Raw genomic sequence first — 6,000 nt, 5'->3', positions numbered from 1 at the left:
CCTGGGCCCCGCGCCCCGGGCCCGTACGTACCCCCGTGCCGGAGTCAGACCTTCACCCGCTCCGGCTCGTCACCGCCGTCCAAGGCGGTGGTTCTCGGCTGGGCGGCGAGCGCCGACTCGTCGTGCGACAGGTCGGGCAGGCGGCGCAGCCACCTCGGCAGGTACCAGTTGTGCTCGCCCAGCAGCGCCATCACCGCCGGGAGCAGGACGCCCCGGATGACGGTGGCGTCGATGAGCACCGCCGCCGCGAGCCCCACCCCCATCTGCTTCATGCTCTGCATGGACAGCGTGCCGAAGATCGCGAAGACCGCGACCATGATGACCGCCGCGCTGGTCACCACGCCCGCCGTCGTGGTGATGCCGTGCGTGATCGCACCGCGCGTGGTCAGCCCGCGCACCCGGGCCTCGCGGATCCGGGACACCACGAAGACGTGGTAGTCCATGCTCAGCCCGAAAAGGATCACGAACAGGAAGAGCGGCAGCCAGGACACGATCGCGCCCACGCCCTCCGCGCCGACCAGGCCCGCCCCCCAGCCGTGCTGGAAGACGGCGGTGAGGATGCCGTACGCCGCGCCCACCGACAGCAGGTTGAGCACGATCGACGTCACCGCGATCGTCAGCGACCTGAAGCACAGCAGCATCAGGATGAAGGCGAAGACGACGACGAAGGCGAAGACCGGGGCCACGCTCGAGCCGAGCTTGTCGTTGAAGTCCATCGAGGCCGCGGTCTGGCCGCCGATCGGGGCGCTGACGCCCGGCACTTCACCGAACGTCGCGGGCCGTACGTCCTCACGCAGGGTGCGCAGGCTCCGCTCGCTCTCCGCCTCGTCGGTGCCGCCGGAGAGGGGCACTTCGAGGACCGCGACGTCCTGCTTCTCGTGCACGGTCATCTCGACCGGGCCCGTGGAGGCGCCCGAGGAGACCGCCCGGTTGCGGAAGTCGTCGAGGGCGGCGCGTACCGGGGCCGCGGTGATGTCCTCGGCCTTGACGACGACCTTGGCGGGGTCGGGGCCGCCGGGGAAGGCCTCGTTCATGTGCTGGTACGCGCGGACGATCGGCAGGTCGTCGCCGAGCTCCTGGTCGAGGGTGAGGTTCGCGGTGTTCATCCCGATCGCCGGGAGCGCCAGCGCCACCAGCGCGCCGCCCGCCGCCACGACGCAAAGCCGCGGCCTGCGCAGTACGCCGCCGAGGACCTTCCGCCAGAACCGGCTCTCGCCGTTACCGCCGCCCCGCTTGATCCTGTGCAGGAACGGCACTCTGCCCTTCTCCACCCGCTCGCCGAGCAGTGACAGCAGCGCGGGCAGCACCGTCACCGAGCCGACCATCGCGACCGCGACCACCATGAGGGTCGCCAGACCCATCGCCTGGAACTCGGCGATGCCGGTGAAGAGCATTCCGGCCATGGCCACGATCACGGTGACTCCGGAGACGAGGATCGCCCGGCCGCTGGTCGCCGCCGCGATCCGCAGCGCGGTCTGCGCGTCGTGCCCCGCCGCCCGCTCCTCGCGCTCGCGGCGCAGGTAGAACAGGCAGTAGTCGACGCCGACGGCCAGACCGACCAGCAGCATCACGGAGTTGGCGGTGTCGCTCATGTGCACGGCGTGGCTGACGACGGCCACCAGACCCGTGGTGGCCAGGAACGCGGTCATCGCGAGCGCGACCGGCAGCAGGGCCGCGACGAGCGCGCCGAACGCGATGAGCAGGATGCCGAGCGCGATGGGCAGCGCGGAGAACTCGGCCTGCTGGAAGTCGTCGCCGAACGCGTCGTTGAAGACCTTCTCGGAGCTGGCACTGCCGAACTGCTCGACCCGCAGGCCCCGTTCTTCGTGCGCGTCCGCGACCTTCGCCACCGCGTCGACGACCGGCTGGACCCGGTCGGCCGCGGTGTCCGGGTCGCCGCGGATCTGGAACCGGACCAGCGCGGAACCGCCGTCCTTCGAAACGGACTTGGAGTCGTACGGGGAGGTCACGGCGGTGGCCTCGCCCGTCTTCCGCACCGCGGAGACGACGTCGTCCACGGCGTCGCGGAAGACGGTGTCGGTCGCTTTGGGACCGCCCTTGGCCTCGGCCGCCTGGACGAGCACCATCTCGCCCGCCGGGTCCTCGATGCCCGCCTCGTCGAGGATCTTCACCGCGCTGCCGTACTCACCGGGCACCTGCTCGGTCTCCGACACGTCCACCCGGCCCGCCATGGACCCGATGAACAGCGCGAGTACGACGAAGACCAGCCAGGCGCCGACGGCCGTCCACCGGTGCCGTGCGCTCCAGCTCCCGGCGCGGGCCGCGAAGCCGCGCGGCCCGCGCCCGGCATCCGTCCTTGATCTCGGGTCGTCCGTCCCTGGTGTGTGGCTCGCCACGTTTCCCCCCTCGGGCGCGGCGGCGGCACCGTGCCGCCACCTTCGCTATGACGCTAGGGTGCGCGTGGCGTCGCCTCATCCTGCTGCCCGGTGATCCCCTGGAACGCGGCCTCCACCATTTGGAGTGGGGCTCTCCCCACTACGGGGGACCATGACCCCTTACACGTAAAGGGAATTGAGGCGATCAGCTTCAACTTCGTCCATTCTGTGGCGATTTCTGAAGCTTGCAGGTTTGTTGCGCACGTCACACCTGCGAGCCGCCATTGATTTGAGCGCGTCAATCAGACAGGGTTTCGAGCCACCCGGGCGCAGATCTTGCTGCGTGCCGGGGCGTTGGCAACAACGCTTTCAACCCCCCACACAGCACACGAGGAGATCTCTCTTCATGGCTACACACAAGCGTTCCAGCAAGCGACGGCTCACGGTGGCGATATCCGCCGCGGTCGCCGCAATCGCCGGAGGAACCCTGCTGACGCTCCCCGCGGGCGCCGCGCCCGCGGAAGGCAAGATCTACGGCGCCGATGCCAAGGGCGCCGTCGACGGCAGCTACATCGTCATGCTGGACAAGAAGGCCGACAAGAAGGCCGAAAAGAAGGAGCTGGCCCAGGAGTACGGCGGCAAGCTCAAGCGCAACTACTCCTCCGCCATCAACGGCTTCTCCGCCAACGGGCTCAGCGAGACCGAGGCCAAGCGGCTCGCCGCCGACCCGGCCGTCGGCAAGGTCGTGCAGAACAAGAAGTTCAGCATCAACGCCACCCAGGAGAACCCGCCGTCCTGGGGCCTGGACCGGATCGACCAGGCCGACACCGAGGGCGACAAGAAGTACACCTACCCGGACGGCGCCGGCGAGGGCGTCACCGCGTACGTCATCGACACCGGTGTGCGGATCAGCCACGAGGACTTCGAGGGCCGGGCGTCGCACGGCTTCGACGCCGTCGACGGCGACGACTCGGCGGACGACGGCAACGGCCACGGCACGCACGTCGCGGGCACCGTCGCCGGTGCCCAGCACGGCGTCGCCAAGAAGGCCAAGATCGTCGCCGTCCGCGTCCTGGACGACCAGGGCTCCGGCACCACCGAGCAGGTCGTCGCGGGCATCGACTGGGTGACGGAGAACCACCAGGGTCCGTCCGTCGCCAACATGAGCCTCGGCGGTGGCGCCGACGAGGCCCTGGACGCGGCTGTGCAGAAGGCGATCGCCTCCGGCGTGACCTTCGGTGTCGCGGCGGGCAACGAGTCCGCCGACGCGGGCGAGGGCTCCCCGGCCCGGGTGAAGGAAGCGATCACCGTCGCTTCCAGCACCGAGAACGACGAGCAGTCGGACTTCTCCAACTTCGGCAGCGTGGTGGACATCTACGCCCCGGGCTCGGAGATCACCTCCGCCTGGAACGACAGCGACACGGGCACGAAGACCATCTCCGGTACCTCGATGGCCACGCCGCACGTCGTCGGTGCCGCCGCCGTCTACCTCGGCAACCACACGGACGCCGCGCCTGACGCGGTGGCGACCGCGCTGACCGAGGGCGCCACGCCGGACAAGATCTCCAACCCGAGCGAAGGCACCCCGAACAAGCTGCTGAAGGTCGTGGAGTAACCCTCCCGCCGTCGCGCCGCTTTCAGTCGCCGGCCGCCGCGCCCTCCCCCACGGGGCGCGGCGGCCGGTTCCGTGTTTCCTCCGTGTTTCCGGGCTTCCGTGTTTCCGGGCTTCCGGGCTTCCGGGCTTCCGGGCTTCCGGACTTCAGGGCGTCGGGCTTTCTGGCTTCCGGCCCGAGTTATCCACAGGATGCGATCGCCGGAGGCGTGATTCGGCGAGTACGGCTACTGTCAGTGACGTAAACGGCGTGATGGGCCGACGCTACGTCACGGGGCAGCAGCGAAACGGGGGTACGGGATGCACGGGGGTCTGCCGTTCATCGGCCTCAGCACCATCGTCTACGGCGTCATCGGGCTGGCCACGGTCGTGGGCAGCGGAGTTCTGAAACTCGGGGGGAATCAGCTATGCGGAGCGTCACGGTCATCGTCCCGGCTCACAACGAAGAGGAGGGCCTTCCTGCCACGCTGGAGTCCCTCTCCCGGCAAACGGTCCCGGCGGACGAGGTCATCGTCGTCGACGACGGCTCGACCGACCGTACGGGAGAGGTGGCGGCGGGCCACGGCGTGACGGTGCTGCGGCCGCCGCGCAACCTCGGCAGCAAGGCGAAGGCGCAGAACTACGCGCTGCCGCACTGCGACACCGATCTCGTGCTCGCGGTTGACGCCGACACCGTGCTCGCCCCCGACTACATCGAGCGGATCGGACCGGCCTTCGACGACCCCGGTGTGGTCGTGGCGGCGGGCAATGTGCAGACGCGCTTCACGCGGACGGTCTGGGAGCGCGGGCGATCGGTCGAGTACCTCTTCGGCTTTCACTGGCAGCGGCCGATCCAGAACCGCGCCAACAGCCCCATGGTCTGCTCGGGTTGCTGCTCGGCCTTCCGGCGCGACGTCCTCGTAGCGTCCGGAGGATTCCCCGAGCGCACGATCGTCGAGGACATGGACTTCACCTGGTCCCGGCAGATCGAGGGCCGCAGAGCCGTCTACGTCGGCGACGCGGTGGCGTGGGCGGCCGACCCCGAGACCCTCAGATATCTGCGCAAGCAGGTGTGGCGCTGGATGGCGGGCTTCTGCCAGAACGTGCGCCTGCACCTGGGACCGCTCGTCACCAGGAAGCCCCTGCTCGCCCTCTGGATCCTCCTCGCGCTGGTGGAGATCCTCACGGCACCGCTGTGGTGGGCCACGCCCTTCGTCCTAGCGGCGACGACGGAACAGTCCCTGGCATCGGCCCTGGCGTGGTGGGTCGCCGCGGAAGTCCTCCTCACCGCACCACCCCTCGTCTACGCGGCCCACCGCCGCAGACTCCCCGTCCTCGGCGTGCTCCTGAACATCCCCTGCGTCTACCCGAACAAGGTCGTCAACCTCTACTACGCCTGGAAGGCCCTCGCCGTCGAACTCCTCCTGGTCCCGCTCCGGCTGTCCCGGGGCCTCACCGTGTACGAGAAGGGCCGCGCTTCGACCCCCTGTCCGGCAGGGTGAGCACCGGGATTCGCGTAGGGTGCAGGCGTGACGACGTATGTGGCGCTGCTGCGCGGGATCAATGTGGGCGGCCACAAGAAGGTGCCGATGGCGGCCCTGCGGGAACTGCTCGGCGGGCTCGGTTACGGCGACGTCCGCACGCTTCTGCAGAGCGGGAACGCGGTCTTCAGCCGCGACGAGCAGGACCCGGGCGGGGTCGCGGCCGAGCTCGAGCGGGCCCTGGCGGACCGCTTCGGGTTCGAGGTGGCGTGCGTCGTCCTCAGCGCGGCCGAGCTGCGTGCCGTCGTCGAACGGAACCCCTTTCCGCCCTCGTCCTTCGAACCCGCGAAGTTCCTGGTGACCTTCCTGTCGGGACCCGTCGATCCGGGGCGGCTGAGCGGCATCGACCCGGAAGCGTACCTGCCGGACGAGTTCCGGCTCGGCGAGCGCGAGATCTTTCTGCACTGCCCGAACGGCATCGGCAGAAGCAAGCTCGCCGAGGTCCTGGCGAACGCCAAGCTCGGCGTCACCGCCACCGCCCGGAACTGGAACACCGTCACCAAACTGCTGGCGATGACGGACGGCTGACCCT

4 protein-coding genes are annotated in these 6,000 nt (G+C 69.6%); 3 read left to right on the top strand and 1 reads right to left on the bottom strand.

The genetic code is table 11. The features are described 5' to 3' along the window. Positions 1-44 precede the first annotated feature (44 nt). Positions 45-2,357, bottom strand: a complete 2,313-nt coding sequence (locus ACTWP8_RS25260) for an MMPL family transporter (protein ID WP_443324410.1) — start codon at positions 2,355-2,357, stop codon at positions 45-47. 385 nt (positions 2,358-2,742) lie between these two features. On the opposite strand from ACTWP8_RS25260, the gene ACTWP8_RS25255 reads away from it, so the two are divergent. The 3 genes from ACTWP8_RS25255 to ACTWP8_RS25245 all read left to right on the top strand — a co-directional run bounded on the left by ACTWP8_RS25255 (position 2,743) and on the right by ACTWP8_RS25245 (position 5,996). Continuing rightward, entirely contained in the window at positions 2,743-3,951 is a 1,209-nt protein-coding gene (locus tag ACTWP8_RS25255) for a S8 family serine peptidase (protein ID WP_443324409.1), read from the top strand. A 404-nt stretch (positions 3,952-4,355) separates the two neighbouring features. Next, positions 4,356-5,429 (top strand): glycosyltransferase family 2 protein, encoded by a 1,074-nt coding sequence (locus ACTWP8_RS25250; protein ID WP_443324408.1) that lies wholly within the window; start codon positions 4,356-4,358, stop codon positions 5,427-5,429. 27 nt (positions 5,430-5,456) lie between these two features. Continuing rightward, positions 5,457-5,996, top strand: coding sequence for a DUF1697 domain-containing protein (locus tag ACTWP8_RS25245; protein ID WP_443324407.1), 540 nt, complete (start codon positions 5,457-5,459; stop codon positions 5,994-5,996). The last annotated feature ends 4 nt before the right edge of the window (positions 5,997-6,000 follow it).

The organism is Streptomyces sp. 7N604, assembly GCF_052245475.1.
GTDB lineage: Bacteria > Actinomycetota > Actinomycetes > Streptomycetales > Streptomycetaceae > Streptomyces.
This window is presented reverse-complemented; position numbering and strand designations above follow the sequence as displayed.

What these genes read in the sequence shown, in the direction of transcription:
- ACTWP8_RS25255 (WP_443324409.1), top strand. Translation starts at nt 2,743, where the DNA reads ATGGCTACACACAAGCGTTCCAGCAAGCGACGGCTCACGGTGGCGATA.
- ACTWP8_RS25250 (WP_443324408.1), top strand. Translation starts at nt 4,356, where the DNA reads ATGCGGAGCGTCACGGTCATCGTCCCGGCTCACAACGAAGAGGAGGGC.